We start from the raw sequence: 22,078 nt of genomic DNA, 5'->3' as shown, positions 1-22,078 counted from the left end.
CAGAAGGGGATGCTGTCACGTGTATTTTGTTGACAGAAATAATATCGAACAAACACTCCGTTTTTTTGAGACCCAGCTGGCGCTGTTTGACAGCACGCCTGCATGGCAGAGCGAAATCGAAAAAAGAGCGCTTGAGCGGATCAGCCATCTTATGATCGAATGCATTCTCGATGTCGGAAATGATATGATTGACGGCTTTATCATGCGCGATCCGGGGAGTTATGACGACATCATGGATATTCTGACGGATGAAAAGGTGGTAGCTGAGGATGAAGCGAATAAGCTCAAGCAGCTGATCTCTTCCAGAAAGCGGCTTGTTCAGGAATATCAGCAAGCCGATCATCAGGAGCTGTTTACGCTGATCACGTCAAACAGGGACGTGCTGAAAGCCTTTCCGGCCCGTGTAAGAACCTACCTGGAAACAGAATTAGGGCCTGTTTCCGCATTTAAATAACAACGAGTGAGAAAATCCACAGGAGTGTTGAGTATGAAGGATTATAAAGGATATTTGATAGATTTGGACGGCACAATGTACAACGGGACGGAAAAAATCGAAGAAGCGTGTGAATTCGTGAGAACGCTTAAAGCGCGCGGCATTCCGTATTTATTCGTGACGAACAATTCTTCCCGGACGCCGAAGCAGGTGGCGGACAAGCTGATGAGCTTTGACATTCCGGCAACTGAAGAGCAGGTCTTCACGACGAGCATGGCGACTGCGCAGCATATCGCCCAGCAGAAAAAAGACGCGTCGGTGTATGTGATCGGCGAAGAAGGCATCCGCCAGGCCATTGAAGAAAACGGGCTGAGCTTCGGAGAAGAAAACGCGGACTTTGTCGTTGTGGGAATCGACCGCGGCATTACATATGAAAAGTTGGCAACGGGATGCCTTGCGATCAGAAACGGCGCCCGGTTCATTTCAACAAACGGCGACGTCGCCATTCCGACTGAAAGAGGGCTTTTACCAGGGAACGGTTCGCTCACATCCGTTTTGACGGTGTCAACGGGCGTTGAGCCTGTCTTTATCGGCAAGCCTGAATCCATTATTATGGAACAGGCGATGCGTGTGCTCGGAACGGATATTTCCGAAACACTCATGGTCGGCGATAACTATGCAACGGATATTATGGCCGGCATCAATGCTGGCATGGATACGCTGCTGGTTCATACCGGAGTGACAAAGCGTGAGCATATGGCAGATTACGACCGGAAGCCGACATATGCGATTGACTCTTTAACAGAATGGATTGAACATCTATAAAAAAGGGACGGCCATGACGGCCGTCCTTATTCTGTATTTCTGGCGCTGTGGGCAAGCCGGCTTGAAGCCGCTGCTGCGATTGCGCCGACGATATCATCAAGAAACGTATGGCATTCCCCCGTAGATTTATCATTTAACCGCCCGAGAATGCCGGGTTTTTCTTTGTCAATGTAGCCGTAATTCGTAAAGCCGATTGAGCCGTATATATTCACGATAGAGAAGGCGAGCACCTCGTCAACCCCATACAGGCTTTCATCAATCGCCAGAATGGTCTGAAGCGGTTCAGACAGTTTTTTTTGTTCGGCGAGCACATCTAATTCTATTCCCGTTAAAATGGCGTTTTGCACCTCGCGTTTTGCGATGACACGGTTCACATTGAGCCTGCATACTTCCATCGTCAAATCAGGATGATATTTTTTCTGAAGGAAATACACCAGCTCGGCAATATCGTCCGTCTCAACCCCCCGTTCTTTTAAACGCGCTCTGGCGACAGCTTCCACCTGATTCAGTTGTTCCTTTTCTGACATTTGCTTCACCCAATCTTTTTTTACTAGTTTATACAACACCCTTCCGATGTGTACGATGTTTCTCCACTTGATTCAAAGGATTACAATATGTATTCATAATTCCGCCGGCGTATGACTACGATGTGAATAGCTCTAATTTTTCAGGCAGGTGATTATGATGAAAAGCATCATTAAAGAAAAGTACGGCATCCACGTCAGACAGCTTTCCGTTTATCAGAAATACCAATGCTTCCAGACGCCTAATTCCTTCTTTCTTATTATTCCCGTTTCCGGGTTTTCGCAATCAGAGCTGACGGAGCTTTACTACATGAGTCAGTATTTACAAGAACAAAGTGACCCATACGTTTCAGTGTTTATCTTTACGAAGGAAGGAGAACTGACCTTTGAGGACGAAGGCAAAACGTATGCGCTCTTAAAAGCGCCGATCCCCGTCGCAAACCGGTCGTTTTCTGTCGGAGGGGAGCTTGCCGAATTTCACAGAAAAGGGCGGGGTTTTCCGTACGAAGTGAAAGAAGCGGGCAGGATCGGCCAATGGAAGGACTTATGGGGAAAACGGGTGGATCAGCTGGAATCATTCTGGATGCAGAAAATTCATATGTCTCCGCTTGAACCGTTCGAAAAGAAAATGATCGAAGCATTTCCTTATTATTCAGGCTTAGCGGAAAATGCGATTCAATATTTAGTGGATACGGAGCTGGATGACAATCCCGGCGCAGAAGACTCGGGGACAATCTGCCATCAGCGGATGGAACGGGATACCTGGTCGGAGGAATCATTGATCCGCATTCCGGGAGATTGGGTATTCGACCATGCCGCCCGTGATATTGCGGAATATATGCGCAGCACATATTTGTATCATCGTGACGACTTGCTTAACGAAGGGTTTTTGTTTTTGCAGGAATATGAGCAAGTTACGCCGTTATCCTCCTTTTCCAAGCGCCTGTTTTACAGCCGCCTGCTGTTTCCGCTTCATTTCTTTGAGACGGTGGAGAGCTATTACATTTCTCATGATTCTGAAAAACAGTTTTACGAAGAGCAGCTTGACTACATTCTTGCCGACTGCACCCGCTATGAACAGTTTTTACAGACATGTCACGACATGATGAATGTCAGGTCGGCGCAGGTTTTTGTCCCGCCTGTAGCGTGGCTCGGAAAAGGAATCAGTTCGTAAGAAAATATAACGTAAAAATATTTAGAAAATAGGGAATCTTGTCATATCAATGTGTTAAGCGTTTTCATGGCCGTAGAAACAATATTCAGCCGCTTGTCAAAACAAATACGGGCTTATATAATATTTGTAACTTAAATGTCTGTGAAGGGTTAACAATTGTCCTTTTCTAGTGGACAAAAGGAAGAAAGGTGGAGTTTCTCTTTGGAAGCGATTCGTATTGGACTGTTAGGACTGGGAACCGTGGGAAGCGGAGTCGTCAAAATTATACAAGATCATCAGGATAAGCTTATGCACCAGGTCGGCTGTCCGGTGACGATTAAAAAAGTGCTGGTTAAAGATATTGATAAAAAACGAGACGCAGACCTGCCGAAAGAAGTGCTGACGACAGAAGTCTATGATGTGATCGATGACCCTGAGGTCGACGTGATTATTGAAGTCATCGGCGGTGTTGAACAGACGAAGCAATATCTTCTTGATGCCTTGAAAGCGAAAAAACATGTTGTGACCGCAAATAAAGATCTGATCGCCGTATACGGGTCAGAGCTTTTAGCCGCCGCAAAGGAAAATGGCTGTGACTTGTATTATGAAGCGAGTGTCGCCGGCGGAATCCCGATTTTACGCACGCTCGAAGAAGGCCTTTCCTCTGACCGGATCACAAAAATGATGGGAATCGTCAACGGAACGACGAACTTCATCTTAACGAAAATGATTAAAGAAAAAAGCCCGTATGAAGAAGTGCTGAAGGAAGCGCAGGATCTCGGATTCGCGGAAGCGGACCCGACCGCCGATGTAGAAGGACTCGATGCCGCACGCAAGATGGCGATTTTAGCCCGTCTCGGTTTCTCTATGAACGTCGATCTGGACGATGTCAAGGTAAAAGGAATTTCCCGGATTACGGATGAAGACATCAGCTTCAGCAAACGGCTCGGCTATACGATGAAGCTGATCGGCATCGCCCAGCGTGATGACAATAAAATCGAAGTCAGCGTTCAGCCGACACTGCTCCCGGATCATCATCCGCTCTCTGCCGTGCATAACGAGTTTAATGCCGTTTACGTGTACGGAGAAGCCGTAGGCGAAACGATGTTTTACGGCCCCGGAGCCGGAAGCATGCCGACTGCGACATCAGTCGTTTCCGATCTGGTCGCGGTCATGAAAAACATGCGTCTCGGCGTAAACGGAAACAGCTTTGTCGCCCCGCAATTTGAAAGAAATCTGAAGCAGCCGTCTGATATCTACGCCCAGCAGTTTTTAAGAATTCATGTCAAAGACCAGGTGGGCTCTTTTTCAAAAATCACATCGGCCTTCTCAGAGCGCGGCGTCAGCTTTGAAAAAATTCTGCAGCTGCCGATAAAAGGACATGACGATCTCGCGGAAATCGTCATCGTCACGCATCATACATCGGAAGAAGATTTCAGTGACATTCTGCAAAACTTAAATGATCTAGAAGTTGTACAAGAAGTAAAAAGCACATATCGTGTAGAAGGGAACGGTTGGAGCTAATGTGGAAAGGACTCATCCATCAATATAAAGAATTTCTGCCGGTGACGGATCGGACGCCGGCCCTGACATTGCATGAAGGCAACACGCCGCTGATTCACCTCCCGAAGCTTTCTGAAAAGCTCGGAATTGAACTGCATGTGAAAACAGAAGGCGTTAATCCGACGGGATCTTTTAAAGACCGCGGCATGGTCATGGCGGTCGCCAAAGCGAAAGAAGAACGCAATGATACCATCATGTGCGCCTCAACAGGCAACACATCCGCTGCGGCTGCCGCATACGCGGCGAGAGCCGGCATGAAATGCATCGTCATCATCCCGGACGGGAAAATCGCCTTCGGAAAGCTTGCGCAGGCCGTCATGTACGGTGCGGAAATCATCGCGATTGACGGAAACTTTGACGACGCGCTGGCCATCGTCCGGTCGATTTGTGAAAAATCACCGATTGCATTAGTGAATTCAGTAAACCCTTACCGGATTGAAGGGCAAAAAACAGCGGCCTTTGAAGTATGCGAACAGCTCGGCGAAGCGCCGGACATTCTGGCGATCCCGGTAGGAAATGCCGGGAATATCACGGCCTACTGGAAAGGGTTCAAAGAATATCATGAGAAAAACGGCACCGGACTTCCGAAGATGCGCGGTTTTGAAGCGGAAGGTTCTGCGGCTATCGTCCGCGGCGAAGTCATTAAAAATCCAGAAACCGTTGCGACGGCAATCCGGATCGGGAATCCCGCCAGCTGGGACAAAGCCGTGCTCGCTGCGGAAGAATCAGCCGGAAAAATTGATGAAGTCACAGATGGAGAAATCCTTCACGCTTATCAGCTGATTGCCCGTGAAGAAGGCGTATTTGCCGAGCCGGGCTCCTGTGCATCCATCGCCGGTGTTTTAAAACAGGTGAAATCCGGTGAAATTCCAAAAGGAAGCAAGGTTGTCGCAGTTCTGACCGGAAACGGCCTGAAAGATCCGAACACGGCTGTGGACGTATCTGACATAAAACCGATCACGCTGCCGACAGATGAGGACAGTATTCTGGAATACTTAAATGGAGCGGCGCGTGTATGAATGAGGCGGAGATGCTGTTTTCCATTACGGTTCCGGGAAGCACCGCCAACTTAGGACCTGGGTTTGATTCCATCGGAATGGCGCTCAGCAGATATTTGAAGCTTTCGGTTTTCCGAAACGATGAATGGCAGTTCTCGGCGGAAACCGAAACTGTCGCGGGCATCCCTCAAGGAACGGACAACCTCATCTACCAAGTCGCCAAACGGACGGCTGACCGCTATCAGAAAGAGCTGCCGCCCGCCCATGTCAAAGTTTGGAGTGACATCCCCCTTGCGCGGGGTCTCGGAAGCAGCGCGGCCGCTATCGTCGCCGCCATTGAGCTTGCGGATGAGTTATGCGGCCTGCAGCTGTCGGAAAGCGACAAGCTGCACTTAGCCAGTCTTGAAGAGGGACACCCTGATAATGCCGCTGCTTCCCTTGCAGGAGGGCTTGTAATCGGCCTTCACGAAGAAGATGAAACACATATCGTGCGTGTTGCCGAAGCGGATATCGATGTTGTGGCAGTGATTCCGTTTTACGAAGTTCTGACCAGGGACGCAAGAGACGTGCTCCCGAAAGAGCTGCCGTACCGACGCGCAGTTAAAGCAAGCGCCGTCAGCAACCTTCTCGTTGCTGCGATCATGTCAAATGACTGGGCGCTCGCCGGGAAAATGATGAGAAAAGACATCCTCCATCAGCCGTACCGCGCCATGCTTGTTCCTGAGCTTTCAAAGGTGGAACACGCGGCCGAAATGAAAGGCGCTTACGGAACGGCGCTGAGCGGAGCGGGACCGACGATTCTTGTCCTGATTGAAAAAGGAAAGGGAGAAGAGCTGAGAAAACAGCTTTCTGAGCATTTCCCTCACTGTGAGATTGCGGCGCTTACCGTCCCGTCAGAAGGAAGCGTAATTGAACGGAATCCTTTAGAACAGGTGAAAAGTGTATAATGATAAAAAAGCGTTCTTCCCATCAGAGAAGGACGCTTTCTTTTTCTGGAGAAGGATTTTTATTTAGGGAAGCGAAATAAAAAAGAAAAGGAGGAGAAACGATTTGAAAAAACTCATAACCGAGGAGGACATTGCGTCTCTCGTATCCGTGACAGACCCGCAATATGCCCCTGACGGCAGAAGAGCCGCTTACGTCCGGACAACAGTCAATCATAAGCGGGATTCCTATTCCTCAGCTATTATGGTATATGACACAGAATCCGGCATCTCAAACCCGTGGACTTTCGGGGACGATAAACATACAAGTCCGCGGTGGTCGCCTGACGGTCGGCGCCTCGCCTTTGTTTCTGACAGGGAGGACGGCATCCCTCAGCTGTACATCATCGACGCTGCCGGCGGAGAGGCGGAACAGGCTGCCGATATTCCTTGGGGCGTATCAGATCCGATATGGGCGCCCGACGGCAGATCCGTGCTTGTGTCCGTCAGTCTGACATCAGCGGAGCGCGCCGATGAGAAAGAAAAAAAGAAGCATGACGAGTATGAGCCGGTTGAGATTCAATCATTAACATATAAACGTGACGGGAAGGGCCTGCTGAACGGAAGCCGGACACAGCTTGTGCTGATTCATCTTGAAACGGGGGAGATTCAGCAGCTGACGGATCATGAAGCGGATCATTATGGCGCGGCCTTTTCACCGGATGGCAGGCAGCTTGCGTTTACCGCCAATTTATGCGAGCCGGGTGACGCCGGAAAGCCGAGCGATGTCTATCTGATGAATCTGGCGGACGGAAGCCTGAAGCAGATTACGCCGCACCGCGGTTCTTTCGGTTCCTGCGTGTTTTCACCGGACGGTTCTTATATCGCGATGCTGGGCCATGAGAATGAATTTCGCAATGCGACTTTAGAGAAAGCGTGGCTGTACGACGTGAAAACTGAGCGGCTGTCCTGCCTGACCGACATGCTGGATGTTCATTTGAGCGATGCGCTGATTGCGGATTCAATCATAGGAGGAGTGACGCCCCGGCCGGTATGGACAAACGACGGGAAGGGCTTTTACGTTCTCGGGAGCGAGCAGGGAAGCACCGGTATTTATTATATCTCGATTGACGGCCTCGTATATCCGATCCGATTAGAAGAAGAGTACGTGAACGGTTTTGCTTTTCATCCTGATCAGAAAAGCTGTATCGCTGTCATTGCCAAACCCGCACAGCCTTCCGAGCTTTACAGCATTTCACTTGAAAATGGGGAAGAGAGGCAATTGACATTTTACAATGATCGGTTTATAGAGGAGCGTATCATATCCGTGCCGGAAAAGCTGCAATATGAAACAAAGGACGGGCTGACGGTAAACGGCTGGTTTTTAAAGCCTGCCGTTTTTGAAGAGGATCAAACATATCCCCTCATTCTATACATACACGGCGGGCCTCACATGATGTACGGCCATACGTATTTTCACGAATTCCAAGTGCTGGCCGCACAAGGATATGCTGTCGTGTATGTCAACCCGAGAGGAAGCCACGGCTACGGACAGGATTTTGTCAATCGTGTCAGGGGTGATTACGGAGGCGGAGATTACCGTGATGTCATGCAGGCGGTGGATGAAGCCGTTCAGGCGTATCCGTTTATAGACAGCGGCCGTCTCGGTGTGACGGGCGGAAGCTACGGAGGGTTTATGACGAATTGGATTGTCGGACAGACAGGCCGTTTTAAAGCTGCCGTCACGCAGCGTTCCATTTCAAATTGGTTCAGCTTCCACGGTGTCAGCGATATCGGCTTCTTTTTTACCGACTGGCAGCTCGGACATGATTTGTTTGAGGAAGCGGATAAGCTTTGGGATCGTTCTCCTGTAAAATATGCATCCCGCGTTTCGACGCCGCTTTTGATCCTGCACGGTGAGCGAGATGACCGCTGTCCGATAGAGCAGGCGGAGCAGCTCTTTACCGCGTTGAAGAAACTGAACAAAACGACGTCGTTCATCCGATTTCCGAAAGCTACGCATGAGCTGTCGAGAAGCGGCCATCCCGAACAGCGGATGAAACGCATCCGTTATATTTGTTCATGGTTTGATGACTATTTGTAAAAATAAAAAAACCAGGCTGTCATGCAGCCTGGTTTTATAATTAAAATACTTGTTCTACTTCAACGACACCCGGTACTTCTTCAAGAAGGGCGCGTTCAATTCCGGCTTTCAGCGTAATCGTTGAACTTGGGCAGCTGCCGCATGCGCCAAGGAGGCGAAGCTTTACAATGCCTTCGTCTACATCAACAAGCTCACAGTCACCGCCGTCACGAAGCAGAAACGGACGTAATTTATCCAATACTTCCTGTACTTGCTCTTTCATTTCAACCTCAGTCATGAGATTCGCTCCTTTCATATACATAAAACCATTATATTCACAGTAACGGTAAAAATCTAATGTTTGGTTTGCAAAGCTGCTTTCTCCATTATAGCATATTTAAACTTGAACATAAAAACCGTTTTTTATACAAAAGCTGCCCCGTCCTTTGTATACTGGTGTAAAGGGGATGATATACATGACAAAGCCGGTTACGCTCAGTGTTTACGGCGCTGAAACGCTTTGCGCAAGCTGCGTGAATATGCCGAGCGCCAAAGATACGTTTGAATGGCTGGAGGCGGCGCTGAAACGGAAATACCCGGAGCAGCCTTTTAACATGCGGTATATTGATATTGACGCACCGCCTCAGCAAAAGGAGACAGAAGAGCTTGCGGAGCGCATCAAGAACGATGAATTTTTCTATCCGCTCGTGCTGGTGGAGGATGTCATTGTGGGGGAAGGGAATCCGCATTTAAAAGATATATATGAAGAAATGGAAAAGCGCGGCTATGTGGCGGGCTCTTAAAAATGGCCGCTGATCGCAATCAGCGGCTTTTTCTTATCAGCCGTTATGATGCTTGTACATCCATAAAAGGCCTGATTTTAATAAACGGGGCACACGCCCGATGAGCGGACGGTCGTTGACAAGACCGAAGCCCGCTTTTTTTCCGAGTGAACCGAGGACGCCTTTCAGCTTAAATTGCGGCATTGTTTCCGGCAGCTCTTCATTGTTCCAGCGTTTCAGGAGGATCTGCACAATTTGTTCCGCCTGCGCTTCAGCCAGCTGGGCGCTCGGCGCATGCGGCAGGCTCGCGCAATCACCGACGACGTAAACATGCTCATCGCCCGGAAGATTGTGATGCGGTGTTAAAACGATGCGGCCTTGCGGGTCTTTTTCAGCATCCAGTTCTCTGACGGCTTTATTCGGCTGAATTCCCGCCGTCCACACGATGGCATCGGCCGGTATTCCTTCATCATGATTATAAACGATGCCGTCTTCCACTTTTGTAATATTCGCATTATTGATAATGGTGACGCCGTGTTCTTCAAACCATTTCTGAACGTACTTGCTGAGTCTTTTCGGAAAGCTTGATAAAATCAGGTCGCCCCGGTCAAATAACATAATCTTCAGATCGTCACGGCTCTCTCTTAATTCACTGGCAAGCTCCACGCCGCTTAATCCCGCTCCGACGATAGCGACAGATGCATTGGCGCCGAGGTTGTTCAGCTTTTGATAGGCTTCGCGTGACTGATCAATGGTCTGAATGCTGTAAGTATGTTCCGGCGCGCCGGGCACGTTATGATACTTATCTTCACAGCCCAGTCCGATCACCGCGTCATCGTAAGAAATCGGTTCGCGGTCATGAAACAGAACCTGTTTGTTTTTCGTGTCGACGGAAGCCACCTCACCGTACTGAACATCCAGATTCGGATGCTCAGGAAAAGACACCCTGATATGATGATCAGAAATCGTGCCGGCTGCGAGCGCATAATATTCTGTTTTTAAGCAGTGATACGGGTTTCTGTCAATCAGCGTGATGGATACATCTGACGGAAGCTGGTTCGGCAGTAAGCGGTGCAGCACCCGCATGTTTCCGTAACCCCCGCCGATCAAGACCAATTTTTTCATAATGATTCCCCTTTTGCCCGAAAAATATGGTAGTCAATATTGTTACAAAATAACGAACTATGTAAAATAACATCTAGAATTATATCGAATTTGATCTAAAACCACAATAATAGTTTTAAAATAACCTACAAATTGACCAGAAAACACGCAATAGTAAAACCTTTAACCTGAATTAATATGTTACGATAACATTGAGCGTGAAACCGGATCTTTGACGAATAGAGGAAATTCCGTTAGGATAAGGTACATATGTGAGGTGAAACCGCATGAATCCGATGATTGAATTCTGTGTCAGCAATTTAGCGCGCGGTTCCCAGGAAGCACTTGAGATCTTAGAGAAGGATCCGAACTTGGACGTGCTTGAGTACGGCTGTTTAAGCTACTGCGGAAAATGCATGGAGTCCCTGTTCGCCCTGGTTAACGGCGAAGTGGTCACGGGGGGCACGCCTGCTGAGTTGGTTGACAACATATATACATTCATAGAAGAAAATCCGATGTTTTAATCAGAGGCTCCGAACGGGGTCTCTTTTTTATTGCGCCCGGGTTTTGGCAAAATAAAAAATTTGTAGACAGCAAAAATAAATATTGTTATCTTAATAAAGACTTTTTTTAAATAAAATTTTAGAGGTGGATTCATTGAATATCGTTTGGGGGCTGCTCGGGGCAGTTGCTATATTAGCCATTGCTTTTTTGTTATCAGAGAAGAAAAGCAAAATTAACCTGCGAACCGTCATTGTCGGTTTATGTTTACAAATGGCCTTCGGATTCATCGTATTAAAGTGGGACGCCGGCCGGGCCGTATTTTTATGGTTCTCAAGCCGTGTGCAGCTTCTCATTGATTATGCGAACGAAGGCATCAGCTTTATTTTTGGCCCGCTGTTAAAAGTGGGCAGCAGCCCGGCTTTCGCGCTGAGCGTTCTGCCGGTCATTATCTTTTTCTCAGCGCTGATTGCCGTTTTGTATCACTTGAAAATCATGCAGCTCATCTTTCGCGTCATCGGAGGCGGACTGTCAAAACTTCTTGGGACAAGCAGAACGGAATCGCTTGCGGCGGCTGCGAATATTTTTGTCGGACAGTCTGAATCACCGCTTGCCATTAAACCGTTGATTGCGGGATTGACCCGTTCCGAGCTGTTTACGATTATGACGAGCGGCCTTTCGGCTGTAGCGGGTTCGACGCTTTTCGGTTACGCCCTGTTAGGCATTCCGATTGAATACCTGCTGGCGGCCAGCTTTATGGCGGCTCCCGCCGGTCTCGTGTTCGGAAAAATGTTAATACCTGAAACAGAAAAAACGCAGACGATAAAAGGCGATTTTAATATGGACGAAGAAGGCGAAGGCGCCGCTAACGTGATTGATGCAGCGGCAAAAGGCGCGTCCACGGGCCTTCAGATTGCTCTGAATGTCGGCGCCATGCTTCTTGCGTTTGTCGCGCTCATCGCCGTAGTGAACGGAATTCTCGGCGGAATCGGCGGCTGGTTCGGTTTCAAACATATTACATTAGAATCCATTCTCGGTTACGTGTTTTCACCGATCGCATTTGTAATCGGCGTTCCTTGGCATGAGGCGCTCGGAGCGGGAAGCTATATCGGACAGAAACTTGTGCTGAATGAGTTTGTCGCTTATTCAAACTTCGGTCCGCATATTGCGGACTTTTCTAAAAAAACGTCTACGATTATCAGCTTTGCGCTGTGCGGATTTGCCAACTTCTCTTCGATTGCGATTATGCTCGGCACACTGGGCGGTTTGGCCCCAAGCCGCCGTTCGGACATTGCGCGCCTCGGATTAAGAGCGGTTATTGCGGGAACACTCGCAAACCTTCTCAGCGCGGCGATTGCCGGCATGTTTATTTAGTAAACGATAAAAGCTCCCTGCATATGCAGGGAGCTTTTATGTATGAAAAACGGGGGATATTTGTATTGTGTCCGAGGGGAAGAGCTTTTATACTAAGTAAAAGAAAAAAAGTTGGAGGCCGATATGAATTCATTCCGTTTTACCAAGATGCACGGTCTTGGAAACAGTTATATATATGTAAATCAATTTGAAGAACAGCTGCCGGAAGAACGGCTGGCTGAGATTGCCGTTAAAGTGTCCAGCATTCACACGGGCATCGGCTCTGACGGAATGATCCTCATCTGTCCGTCAGAAAAAGCGCCGGTCAAAATGCGGATTTTTAATAATGACGGCTCAGAAGGGAAAAATTGCGGCAACGGCCTTCGCTGTGTGGCAAAGTATGCATACGAACATAAGCTGACAGAAGAAACGTCCTTTTTCATTGAGACGCTTTCAGGCCTTGTGAAAGCAGATATTACGGAAGAAAACGGGATTGTGCGTGAAGTCGCCGTCGATATGGGCGAACCGCGCCTCACCAAAAAAGAGCTGCCGATGCTCGGCAATGAAGATGAACGGACGATCGATGAAACCTTTGTTTTTGGAGAAACGGAGCTTTCCGGAACAGCCGTATCAATGGGAAACCCCCATATTGTTTTTCCGGTTGCGGATATTAATCAAGCGCCTCTTACAACGCTCGGTCCCGTCATTGAAAAAGACCCGAGATTTCCGGAAGGCGTCAATGTCGAATTTGTGGAAACCGTCAGCGCCGATGAACTTCATTTCCGCGTATGGGAACGCGGCTCCGGCATTACACAGGCTTGCGGAACGGGCGCCTGTGCGGCGGCTGTTGCATCCGTATTGAACGGTGTTTCCGAACGAAACCGGGATATCACCGTTCATTTAGCGGGGGGCGATCTTGTGATTAATTGGCAGGACAACGGGCACGTGCTGATGACGGGACCCGCCGAAACCGTATGCAGCGGCGTCTATTATTTGTAAACAGCTCGTTTGAGAAATACGCTCCTCAAGGTTTATAATAGATATCAGCATCCGTTTTTAAAAAAGGAGGTCTACTTATGAGTGTTCCAGTAACTATTACTGAAGCAGCGGCTTTGCATATAAAAGATATGATGAAAGAGCATGAAGAAGAAAACGCGTTTCTCCGTGTGGGCGTAAAAGGCGGCGGCTGCAGCGGCCTGTCTTACGGAATGGGATTTGAGCACGAAAAAGGCGAAAAAGACAGCATGTTTGAACAGCACGGAATCACCGTTTTGGTTGACAGCGAAAGCCTTGATATTATGATCGGCACGATCATTGACTTCAAACAGTCCATGATGGGCGGCGGTTTCACTATTGACAACCCGAATGCCATCGCTTCCTGCGGCTGCGGATCTTCTTTCCGCACGGCCAAAAACGCCGGTACGCCGGAAGAGTGCTAAGGGTCAGCCCGCCATTCTCAGGATGAAACAATAGGACGTCTTTCTTTTCGATGGCGCTTGCACCATTGTTAAAAAAGGCGTTTATCTGTTTAATAAAAGCAAAACCCGCTCAACAGAAGCGGGTTTTGCTTTTTCAAAGAGGTTATTCAATTGTATGTTTCATCGCATTGTACATATTTGCCGTATGTTCATCGGCTTTATCCCGGGACATGCGCAGCCGTTCCGCTGAAGAACCGTATCCGATTTCTAGTTTGCCCTCTTTCAGTCCTTTAAAAATCCCATCAGCGAATTCATCCAGCGGTTCTCCTTGAGTATGCAGCCCTGCTCCGCCTAAATCTGTATTTACCGCCGGAGGCGCAACTTCAATCACTTCTACAGATGAATCAGAAAGCTGATGTCTCAGACTCATTGTAAATGAGTGAAGCGCCGCTTTCGTTGCTGAATAGATCGGTGCAATGGCAAGCGGTGTAAAAGCCAATCCCGAAGAGACGTTAATGACAGCCGCATCTTCTTTTCCGGCAAAAAACGGAGCGAACAGCATAGACAAGTGGAAGGGAGCTTCAATGTTCGTTGTGATTTCTTTATTAAAATAGTCCCAATTGTCCTTCGCGTCCGCTTTCAGCACATGAAAACGTTGTTGAATCCCCGCGTTGTTTACTAACACATTCACTTCCGGATAATTTTCTTTCACCCAATCAAACAGTGATATACGTTCAGATGGAATGCTCAAATCACTGACATAGGTAGTAAGATCCGGGAATGTTTCCTTTGCTTTTTGAAGAGCGTGCTCACGCCGTCCGGTCACGATGACTTTATTTCCCGCTTTTAAAAACCGTTCTGCGAAAGCCAATCCTATTCCGGCATTTCCGCCTGTAATCAGTATTGTATTTCCCGTCAGTTTCATATTAACTCCTCTTTTCCGATTGTTTTTACTTCAACAAACTTACGTCTCTTGAACAGAGCTTTTGATATAAGCCTTTGTCATTGACGACATTTCATCCAGTACTGACCGCTTGTGTCTCCTCATCATGTCAAGCCGGAGTTTAATAGGACTCTCTCCTTCAATTACCCAATCAATATATTGCTTAAAGCCTTTGATGGTCATGCGGGTATTTTTTAAACAAATCACGATTTCAAGGAGCGGCATTTGATCTTCTGAAAATAACCGCCGGCTGGCTTCATCACGTTCAATCAGCGGCAGCAGTCCCTTTTTTTCATAATAACGTAACGTTGATTCTGTCATATTACACTTTGCTGCTGCTTCACGAATTGAACAACATGTCTTCGAAAGACCTCCAACAGTATTTTTTCCTTGTCACTGGGTGATGATACGACTTAAACCATGTTTTAAGTCAATAAAAAAAATGTGATGAATTCAGACATATGTCACAAAAGGAAATGGGCAGATTTTCAATAGGTTTAGGAGTGACGGCCTTCACAAAAATCCTCAAATCAACGGTTCAAATCATACTATTTGCAAATTCGGAAAAAAATAAAGGGTATATAGAATCAAAAAATCTGAAAGATGTGCTCTTAGTCAACACGTTCTAAAGTCATATTTTTCGAAAGGATATTGATTTTTTGATAGGAATAAACTAAATTGTAAAAGTATAGAATAGTTAATTTATTTTGTAAGAAAAGGATGATAATATGATAGGTCAATTGAGCAATAAAAAAATATTTTTAAGTTCTTTTTTCATCATTTTGATCTGTTCATTACTCTTCCAATTCAGTATTTCCGATAAAGTTCTGCAGTCGTATTATTCTTCCGTCGGAGAAAGTACCTACGATATCAGGGAGAAAAGTGTTCGTACGATTGTCATGTTTCTGCAAGGGTTTATGATCTTCACAACTTTTGTGGAAATTCTGATAGGCGGATTTCTATTATTCGTTGCCGCTTTTATTCTCGGTACAAAAAAACCGAAAAAAATATATTTGCTTCTATATACACTGACTTCTTTAATCTCGGCATTTAAAATGTTGATTCTTTCAGTTGTTAACTACTTAACGGCTGATTCCTCGCTTATATATTCTGCCGGCGGCACCAGCTTGAGTCTGCAGCTGCTGGATCCATTTCTGCTCATATCAATTGCGGCTCTTTATGCTGCCGCAGGAAAACTGACCGATCTCAGTAAAGGCAAGAGAATCATTTTGACTGGATGTTTTGTTTTATTAAAACTCTTTACTATTTTCTTTAATTATTTTATGGCGGATAAAATTTAGCTCGGGAGAGAGTCAATTAAGCTGAATTTTATTATAAATTAAAAAAACAGAGTAGGGAGATGTTATGATGAACTTAGTAAAATCTAATAAAAAGTCTTTCATTTTGTTTGGCGCGGCTCTTGCTGCAGCAACATTGGTTTATGCACTATTATTAACGGGAACTGAATTAAACGTGGCGGCGGCTCATGCATTCTCAGCCAATGCTGAATTAGCTTCGACTCTGGGCATCTCTACAGCAGCAGCTAAAAAAGCAATTGATATTATTGATGCGGCATCAACAATTGCTTCTATCATTTCTCTCATCGGTATCGTTACAGGCGCAGGCGCGATTTCTTATGCAATCGTTGCAACAGCAAAAACAATGATTAAGAAATACGGCAAAAAATACGCAGCTGCTTGGTAAAATCGACCAATAAATAATTGCTCTTTTTGTACAAGCTGCAAAAAGAGCCTCTCTCCCAAATACATATGTAAGGATTGAAAGTATGATAGTCAAACAAATTGCGGCTCTTATCAAATATAATACCCTGTCATCGTTTCGAAAAAGAAAGGAAGATTGGGGCATTCCTCAACTCAACAGCAAACTGCTGTCTGCCATTATTATTTCTCTGTTATGTTTATATCTCGTTTTCCTGGGATGCGGTGTTGTATTCGGGACAAAACTGATTCAGCTGCCCCTCAGCGCATGGGGGCAATTTGTTTTAATCGCCGTTTCACTTGAGCAGCTTTTTTGGGCTGCCGGCTTCTTTAAAGAACATCACAATGCCTTTCTGCTGGATACGCGCAAGGTCATTCATCAATTAAAAAAGGTGCGTTTTTTACAGCTGTTTTCTGTTTTTGCCGGCCAGGCGATCAAAAAAACCATTTTCGTATGGTATCTTTTTGTTTTTCCGGTCTTTTTGTTTTTATCAAGCGCAGGCATGACCGGGTCTGCGGCGATCATCGTATTTTTCTTGGGCTTCGTTTATTTTCTTCTCAATTTATTTTTATCTATGCTGTTTTCTTATGTTGTTTATCTTCTTACAAATATATGGAGCAAATTGTTTTACTTGAAAATCCTGAAAGGCATTTTATTCAGCGTCAGCCTGCTGGTTCCGCTTGCAGTCGGGTATGCCGTTTATCTTCTCGTGTTTGGGGAGTATACCGCAAAGGATATTTCAAGCTTTACGGAGTCACCGGCTTTCCGGAACATCCTCATGAATACGCCGTATGTATGGTTAGCATTCCGCTCACATTCCGTGCTCGTTTTCGCTGCGGTGTTTGCGGCCGCCGTCCTTTTAACGGCGGGGATGTTTAAACTGTGGTCGGCCACGCTGAAGAAAATGGACCTTATTCCTTATATGTTTTTGACAAACGCTGATTTTGCGCCAAAGCTGAAATTATATAGAAATAACAAAATATTTCATGCCGTTTTTCAAAAGGATCTGCTGTTTTTATCGAGAATTGACGGGTTTTTTATCAGGAACTTCGGCAGTATGCTGTATTTGTTCATGCTGTTTTTAGGTTTTTGTATTCCGCTTCTATCGCATCACTTTATCGGGTATTCGGCAGCCGCCATCGTGTCTGCGGCGGTTATCATTGCGAACTTTTCGTATCAGCTCGTCGGAGATGCGCTCAAAACAGTATTATCAGTTGACGGGGAAATAAAAAATCAGCATCTGTTTCACCGGAATATCAAACATGCGTGGCAGCTGGTGTTTCCGAAAGTATGTATTTATAATCTCGCCGCTCTTATCTATTCGTTCATCATCACCATTTTGATTACGGTGTTTTTTCCGTCTTCCGCGGCGCTGACGATTTACTTGTTTATTGTGTTTTTATGTTCGGGTTTTTTATACAGTCTTGTCCAGATTTCAAGCACCGCCCTGTATCCTAAGAAAAACTGGGAGCATCTGTACGAAATTGGAGAAGCGGGGAAAGCAAAGACGTATAACAACTTATACAGTTCTTTCATTTTCATTGTGTCGCTTCAAATCGCTGCGATCACGTCCTATTTTATCTATAAAAAGCCGGAACTTGAAACGATGCTTATTCATTCTGCATCAGGTATTTTTGTCCTGTTCACACTATTAAACTATGGAGTCATGTTTCTGTTTCTTCGCAGAATCAATATGGCGGAAAGGTTTGCGAACAATGATTAAATTAGTGAATATACAAAAAAACTATAGTGAAAAACAGGTATTGAAAGATATTTCGTTTGAGGTGAAAAAAGGCTCAATCTATGCTTTGCTGGGGACTAATGGAGTCGGGAAAACAACGACTTTGAAAATCATTTCGGGCCTGCTTAAACCGACTTCAGGCCGCGTCATGATTGACGGCAAGGAACTGGATTCAGAAGAGGGGGGGCAAATATCGGCTGATATCGGTTTTGTGCCCGACCATGCTTTTTTATATGATTACTTAACGGGAGTCGAATACTTGCGTTTTACAGCGGAAATGTTTCAAGTTCCGTCTCAGCGGACAAATGATTATATAAAGAATATGTTGGAGACGCTGAAGCTTTCTCAAGACGGAAATCAGCTGATTAAAACTTATTCACATGGAATGAAACAAAAATTATCAATTGCGGCAGCGCTCATTCATCAGCCAAAGATATTAATTCTTGACGAGCCGCTGACGGGCATTGATTTAATCAGCGGTAAAACGATACGGACGTTATTAAAGGAGTACGTCAAGCAGGGAAATACAGTCCTGTTATCGACTCACCTGCTGGAGCTGGCGCATTCGCTGTGCGATACGATCGGTATTATACATGAAGGCGTTTTTGCGGCGGAGTATCAGTCATCCGAGCATTCATTAGAAGAGATTGAAGAATTGGCTGAGCGTATCTATACATGATGAACCGCATGTTGCCGGCAATCAGAACGTCCGCCATTCCGTTAACCGCGTCAGTGCTGTTTTTTTCAGGCGGTGTGATCGCTGCGTTTTTTTCCGATCACTTTGTTTCATCAGCGTCTTACAACGGCTCGTCAGGCGCGGTTGAACTGCTGAAAAACAATGCAATCGCTTGTCTGTTTTTAGCCGCGGGTTTTTTTACCTTTGGGTTGACCTCAATCTTTTATTTATTCACCAACGGGTTTATTTTAAGCGGCTCTATTATAGAAAATCTGCATAGCGGGGTTCCTTTTTATCAGATTTTTTTACTGCTAATTCCTCATGGTATATTTGAAGTTCCTGCGTTATTATTAAGTGGCGCCATTGGTTTTAAGGGCGTTGAATTGGTCATCAGGCTGTGTTTTTCTAAGGAAAAAAAGATAATGGTTTCAATGTTCAGGCATATTGGAATATTGGTGCTGCTTATTATTTGTCTGCTGATCGCCGCTGCCGTTATTGAAGCTTACATCACACCAATTTTTAAGTAAAAGGGGCAGAAATCATATGAGAAGTAAATTATCATTAATCGGTGTGCCGATTGTTATGATTATCGGTTATATCATTTCTTTATCCTTTGAGTGGCTGTTTCCTGTTCTTACTTTTGGGGTGGCAGGACTATATCTCTTTATATTTGCTCCGGTGCAAAATAAATTCATTCGTTACATCTTTTTGTTTATTTTTGTGATTAATCTGTTAGCCAGTGCGGCTCTTTATTTCGGTATTTAATAAAAAAATGACATTCAATATGAATGTCATTTTTTTTTATCTTCGAGCGGCTCTGCTGCGTGTTAAAATCTGTCGCCGTTGAAAATAGAGTTTTTTACGATTACATAGTCGACATTACGGATGGCTTCGAGTGTATTGCCGCCGGCGTAAGAGATGGAAGATTGCAGATCCTGCTCCATTTCAACCAGCGTGTCCCGCAAAGACCCTTTATGTTCGACATGCATTTTTTTGCCCTCGACGTTTTTCTTTTCGCCTTTTTGAAATTCAGAAGCGGAGCCGAAATATTCTTTGTACAGCTTTCCGTCGATTTCAATCGTTTGTCCCGGTGATTCTTCGTGGCCGGCGAATAATGATCCGATCATGACCATAGACGCGCCGAATCGGATGGACTTCGCGATATCGCCGTGCGTGCGGATGCCGCCGTCAGCAATGATCGGTTTGCTCGCCGCTTTTGCGCACCAGCGAAGCGCGGCTAATTGCCACCCGCCGGTTCCGAAGCCGGTTTTAATTTTTGTGATGCAGACTTTCCCGGGGCCGATTCCCACTTTTGTCGCGTCAGCGCCCGCGCGTTCCAGCTCTCTTACGGCTTCAGGCGTCCCGACATTCCCTGCAATGACAAAGCTTTCCGGGACATGTTCTTTAATAAATTCAATCATGCTGATCACGGCATTGGAATGGCCGTGCGCGATATCAATGGTAATATAATCCGGCACCAGCTCCTGTTCTTTCAGCTCCCGGATGAATTCATAGTCATTTTCCTTCACGCCGACACTGATGGAAGAAATCAGTCCGCGCGCTTTCATATCCCGGACAAAAGCCAGACGTTTTTCCGGCTCGAAGCGGTGCATGATATAAAAATACCCGTTTTCCGCGAGCCAGGCCGCGATGTTTTCATCTATAATCGTCTGCATGTTGGCCGGTACGACCGGAAGTTTAAACGTGTGTCCGCCCAACGTAACTGATGTATCACATTCAGATCGGCTTTCAACAATGCATTTTGCAGGAATCAGCTGAATATCTTCGTAATCAAATACATTTTCCATATATAACACCCCTAAAAGCGAATAATATAATTAAATAAAATTAAAATGTTCGTCTTTTTATAATGTACTTTGTTTTGTCAGGAATGTCAAATGATTTCATGCTGCCTCATATGCGGTCAGCTTGTCATCCATTTGCAGTTTGGTTATCATAGTAGTATTGGTTGTTGTAAGACATTTGTTACGATAGATAGATTTGCAGAAGAAGGGAGGGGCCGGTATGGAACAAAAACAGCCCGGGCACAGTCCGAAAGCCCAGAAAATTCAGGACCGGATTATTTTAGGCACGATTTGGGTCGTGTCGGCGCTTGTCATTGCGCTCGTTGTCGGAACCGTCATGAATTATATTTGGATGTTTAAATAAAAAAGAGTCTGTGCCGGTATGACACAGACTCTTTTTTATATTATTTTTCAAACATGCTTGTAGAATGCAGTGGCTGGACGCGCGCTTTCGGGTCCATGTAAGCCTTCGCGTTGTTCACGGCTGTCGGAGCTTCGCCGAAACCGCTGGCGATCAGCTTGACTTTGCCTTCATATGTGCAGATATCTCCGGCGGCAAAGAAGCCTTCAATATTCGTTTCCATCGTGCTTTTGACGACGATGGAATTTTTCTCGATGTCAAGGCCCCAGTTTTTAATCGGACCGAGAGAAGAAACAAAGCCGTAGTTTACGATCAGGTCATCAATTTCAATGATTTCTTTGCGGTCGCCTTTCACTTCTTCGAGAACGAGCTGTTCGATCCGGTCTTCACCGACAAGTTCAGCGGGAACAAACGGTGTCAGCACGTTGACTTTAGAATTATGCAGGTTTTCGACACTGTGCTCATGCGCGCGGAATTTATCACGGCGGTGGATGATGCTGACTTCTTTGGCAATCGGCTCAAGCATGAGCGCCCAGTCAACAGCGGAATCGCCGCCGCCCAGAACGGCAACGCGTCTGCCTGCGAATTGGTTGAGGTCGTCAATGAAGTAGTGCAGGTTTTTGCCTTCATATTGTTCCGCTGATTCCAGCTCAAGCTTTCTCGGCTTAAATGCGCCGTTTCCCGCGGTGATAATGACCGTTTTTGAATAATGCGTTTCTGAATTCGTGACAAGCTTAAACACACCGTCCGCCTGTTTTTCAACAGATTCAACGGCCTGCTCTAAGCAGATGGTCTGATCGAACTTTGCCATTTGCTCTTTTAAGTTGTTCACAAGTTCCTGGGCGCGGATTTTCGGGAATCCGGCTACATCATAAATATATTTTTCAGGGTACAGCGCGCTGAGCTGGCCGCCAAGCTGAGGCAGGCTCTCGATGATTTTGACGCTCGCCTGTCTCATTCCCCCGTAAAAAGCGGTAAACAGGCCGACCGGGCCGCCGCCGATGACCGTAATATCATAAACCTTTGAATCCTCTTGCATACCAAATTGCCTCCTAATTGAAAATTGTTATTAATTATAACATACAATTTGAAAGGATGACGAGTGCCGAAAACCGCCCGGCCGCTTCATTCTTGAAAAAAATTGCGGCCGCCGCTAAGATGGGGACAAATTCC

At 46.1% G+C, this 22,078-nt stretch carries 26 protein-coding genes; 19 read left to right on the top strand and 7 right to left on the bottom strand.

Features of this window, described 5'->3' with window-relative positions; translation table 11 throughout:
- Positions 1–19 precede the first annotated feature (19 nt).
- The gene (locus AC2CGA_RS07350) at positions 20–454 is read left to right on the top strand and encodes a DUF86 domain-containing protein (RefSeq protein WP_003151930.1); all 435 of its coding nucleotides are present in this window, start codon (positions 20–22) and stop codon (positions 452–454) included.
- A 33-nt stretch (positions 455–487) separates the two neighbouring features.
- Positions 488–1,258, top strand: coding sequence for a TIGR01457 family HAD-type hydrolase (locus tag AC2CGA_RS07345; RefSeq protein WP_003151932.1), 771 nt, complete (start codon positions 488–490; stop codon positions 1,256–1,258).
- Between the two features lie 26 nt (positions 1,259–1,284).
- On the opposite strand, the gene AC2CGA_RS07340 is transcribed toward AC2CGA_RS07345, so the two are convergent.
- The gene (locus AC2CGA_RS07340) at positions 1,285–1,785 is read right to left on the bottom strand and encodes a phosphatidylglycerophosphatase A family protein (RefSeq protein ID WP_014305750.1); all 501 of its coding nucleotides are present in this window, start codon (positions 1,783–1,785) and stop codon (positions 1,285–1,287) included.
- A 154-nt stretch (positions 1,786–1,939) separates the two neighbouring features.
- Between AC2CGA_RS07340 and cotNH the strand changes: the two genes are divergently transcribed.
- From cotNH to AC2CGA_RS07315, 5 genes are all read left to right on the top strand, one after another.
- Positions 1,940–2,956, top strand: a complete 1,017-nt coding sequence (gene cotNH, locus AC2CGA_RS07335; RefSeq protein WP_031306537.1) for a spore coat-associated protein CotNH — start codon at positions 1,940–1,942, stop codon at positions 2,954–2,956.
- A 201-nt stretch (positions 2,957–3,157) separates the two neighbouring features.
- Entirely contained in the window at positions 3,158–4,459 is a 1,302-nt protein-coding gene (locus AC2CGA_RS07330) for a homoserine dehydrogenase (RefSeq protein ID WP_003151938.1), read from the top strand.
- On the top strand, positions 4,459–5,517 hold the full coding sequence (gene thrC, locus AC2CGA_RS07325; RefSeq protein ID WP_484480202.1) for a threonine synthase: 1,059 nt from the start codon (positions 4,459–4,461) through the stop codon (positions 5,515–5,517). Before AC2CGA_RS07330 ends, thrC begins: the two co-directional genes overlap by 1 nt.
- The gene (thrB, locus tag AC2CGA_RS07320) at positions 5,514–6,443 is read left to right on the top strand and encodes a homoserine kinase (RefSeq protein WP_003151940.1); all 930 of its coding nucleotides are present in this window, start codon (positions 5,514–5,516) and stop codon (positions 6,441–6,443) included. Before thrC ends, thrB begins: the two co-directional genes overlap by 4 nt.
- A 103-nt stretch (positions 6,444–6,546) precedes the next feature.
- Positions 6,547–8,523 carry a S9 family peptidase gene (locus AC2CGA_RS07315; protein ID WP_207119988.1) on the top strand — a complete coding sequence of 659 codons (1,977 nt, stop codon included), beginning with the start codon at positions 6,547–6,549 and terminating at the stop codon, positions 8,521–8,523.
- Positions 8,524–8,563: 40 nt separating this feature from the next.
- On the opposite strand, the gene AC2CGA_RS07310 is transcribed toward AC2CGA_RS07315, so the two are convergent.
- Positions 8,564–8,899, bottom strand: a complete 336-nt coding sequence (locus tag AC2CGA_RS07310) for a NifU family protein (protein WP_169510385.1) — start codon at positions 8,897–8,899, stop codon at positions 8,564–8,566.
- A gap of 79 nt (positions 8,900–8,978) precedes the next feature.
- Between AC2CGA_RS07310 and AC2CGA_RS07305 the strand changes: the two genes are divergently transcribed.
- On the top strand, positions 8,979–9,305 hold the full coding sequence (locus AC2CGA_RS07305) for a YuzD family protein (protein ID WP_044052935.1): 327 nt from the start codon (positions 8,979–8,981) through the stop codon (positions 9,303–9,305).
- Positions 9,306–9,341: 36 nt separating this feature from the next.
- Here AC2CGA_RS07305 and AC2CGA_RS07300 read toward each other — a convergent pair whose 3' ends face one another.
- The gene (locus AC2CGA_RS07300; RefSeq protein ID WP_060657594.1) at positions 9,342–10,409 is read right to left on the bottom strand and encodes an NAD(P)/FAD-dependent oxidoreductase; all 1,068 of its coding nucleotides are present in this window, start codon (positions 10,407–10,409) and stop codon (positions 9,342–9,344) included.
- Positions 10,410–10,675: 266 nt separating this feature from the next.
- Here AC2CGA_RS07300 and AC2CGA_RS07295 point away from each other — a divergent pair, with 266 nt between their 5' ends.
- The 4 genes from AC2CGA_RS07295 (at position 10,676) to AC2CGA_RS07280 (ending at position 13,681) form a co-directional block, all read left to right on the top strand.
- A complete protein-coding gene (locus AC2CGA_RS07295) occupies positions 10,676–10,912 on the top strand; it encodes a YuzB family protein (protein WP_007408721.1) in 237 nt (78 codons plus the stop codon).
- Positions 10,913–11,045: 133 nt separating this feature from the next.
- Positions 11,046–12,263 carry a NupC/NupG family nucleoside CNT transporter gene (locus AC2CGA_RS07290; RefSeq protein WP_024085753.1) on the top strand — a complete coding sequence of 406 codons (1,218 nt, stop codon included), beginning with the start codon at positions 11,046–11,048 and terminating at the stop codon, positions 12,261–12,263.
- A gap of 123 nt (positions 12,264–12,386) precedes the next feature.
- Positions 12,387–13,241 carry a diaminopimelate epimerase gene (gene dapF, locus AC2CGA_RS07285; RefSeq protein WP_003151965.1) on the top strand — a complete coding sequence of 285 codons (855 nt, stop codon included), beginning with the start codon at positions 12,387–12,389 and terminating at the stop codon, positions 13,239–13,241.
- Between the two features lie 77 nt (positions 13,242–13,318).
- Positions 13,319–13,681, top strand: a complete 363-nt coding sequence (locus AC2CGA_RS07280; protein ID WP_139885439.1) for a HesB/IscA family protein — start codon at positions 13,319–13,321, stop codon at positions 13,679–13,681.
- A gap of 142 nt (positions 13,682–13,823) precedes the next feature.
- Here AC2CGA_RS07280 and AC2CGA_RS07275 read toward each other — a convergent pair whose 3' ends face one another.
- Together AC2CGA_RS07275 and AC2CGA_RS07270 are read right to left on the bottom strand one after the other, a co-directional pair.
- Complete coding sequence (locus tag AC2CGA_RS07275) at positions 13,824–14,585, bottom strand: SDR family oxidoreductase (RefSeq protein WP_139885440.1); 762 nt, start codon at positions 14,583–14,585, stop codon at positions 13,824–13,826.
- Positions 14,586–14,624: 39 nt separating this feature from the next.
- Complete coding sequence (locus AC2CGA_RS07270; RefSeq protein ID WP_257262507.1) at positions 14,625–14,951, bottom strand: MerR family transcriptional regulator; 327 nt, start codon at positions 14,949–14,951, stop codon at positions 14,625–14,627.
- A gap of 380 nt (positions 14,952–15,331) precedes the next feature.
- On the opposite strand from AC2CGA_RS07270, the gene AC2CGA_RS07265 reads away from it, so the two are divergent.
- The 6 genes from AC2CGA_RS07265 (at position 15,332) to AC2CGA_RS07240 (ending at position 19,504) form a co-directional block, all read left to right on the top strand.
- The gene (locus tag AC2CGA_RS07265; protein ID WP_139885441.1) at positions 15,332–15,904 is read left to right on the top strand and encodes a hypothetical protein; all 573 of its coding nucleotides are present in this window, start codon (positions 15,332–15,334) and stop codon (positions 15,902–15,904) included.
- Between the two features lie 67 nt (positions 15,905–15,971).
- Positions 15,972–16,307: an uberolysin/carnocyclin family circular bacteriocin gene (locus AC2CGA_RS07260; RefSeq protein WP_003151973.1), complete on the top strand. Its 336-nt coding sequence runs from the start codon at positions 15,972–15,974 to the stop codon at positions 16,305–16,307.
- Between the two features lie 82 nt (positions 16,308–16,389).
- Positions 16,390–18,045, top strand: a complete 1,656-nt coding sequence (locus AC2CGA_RS07255) for a hypothetical protein (RefSeq protein WP_003151974.1) — start codon at positions 16,390–16,392, stop codon at positions 18,043–18,045.
- Entirely contained in the window at positions 18,038–18,742 is a 705-nt protein-coding gene (locus AC2CGA_RS07250; RefSeq protein WP_003151975.1) for an ABC transporter ATP-binding protein, read from the top strand. Before AC2CGA_RS07255 ends, AC2CGA_RS07250 begins: the two co-directional genes overlap by 8 nt.
- Complete coding sequence (locus AC2CGA_RS07245; protein ID WP_014305739.1) at positions 18,739–19,266, top strand: stage II sporulation protein M; 528 nt, start codon at positions 18,739–18,741, stop codon at positions 19,264–19,266. The genes AC2CGA_RS07250 and AC2CGA_RS07245 overlap by 4 nt, the downstream gene beginning before the upstream one ends.
- A gap of 16 nt (positions 19,267–19,282) precedes the next feature.
- Positions 19,283–19,504, top strand: coding sequence for a DUF5970 family protein (locus tag AC2CGA_RS07240; RefSeq protein ID WP_003151978.1), 222 nt, complete (start codon positions 19,283–19,285; stop codon positions 19,502–19,504).
- A gap of 62 nt (positions 19,505–19,566) precedes the next feature.
- Here AC2CGA_RS07240 and guaC read toward each other — a convergent pair whose 3' ends face one another.
- Positions 19,567–20,547, bottom strand: a complete 981-nt coding sequence (gene guaC, locus AC2CGA_RS07235) for a GMP reductase (RefSeq protein WP_014305737.1) — start codon at positions 20,545–20,547, stop codon at positions 19,567–19,569.
- A 217-nt stretch (positions 20,548–20,764) separates the two neighbouring features.
- Between guaC and AC2CGA_RS07230 the strand changes: the two genes are divergently transcribed.
- A complete protein-coding gene (locus AC2CGA_RS07230) occupies positions 20,765–20,908 on the top strand; it encodes a hypothetical protein (RefSeq protein ID WP_003151982.1) in 144 nt (47 codons plus the stop codon).
- Between the two features lie 40 nt (positions 20,909–20,948).
- Here the strand turns inward: AC2CGA_RS07230 and yumC are convergent, their stop codons facing one another.
- Positions 20,949–21,944, bottom strand: coding sequence for a ferredoxin--NADP reductase 2 (yumC, locus tag AC2CGA_RS07225; RefSeq protein WP_003151984.1), 996 nt, complete (start codon positions 21,942–21,944; stop codon positions 20,949–20,951).
- Positions 21,945–22,078: the final 134 nt, after the last annotated feature.

The organism is Bacillus sp. SYZHCR11, from assembly GCF_057196865.1.
The sequence above is the reverse complement of the archived record's forward strand: the minus strand, read 5'-3'. Positions and strand labels throughout refer to the sequence as shown.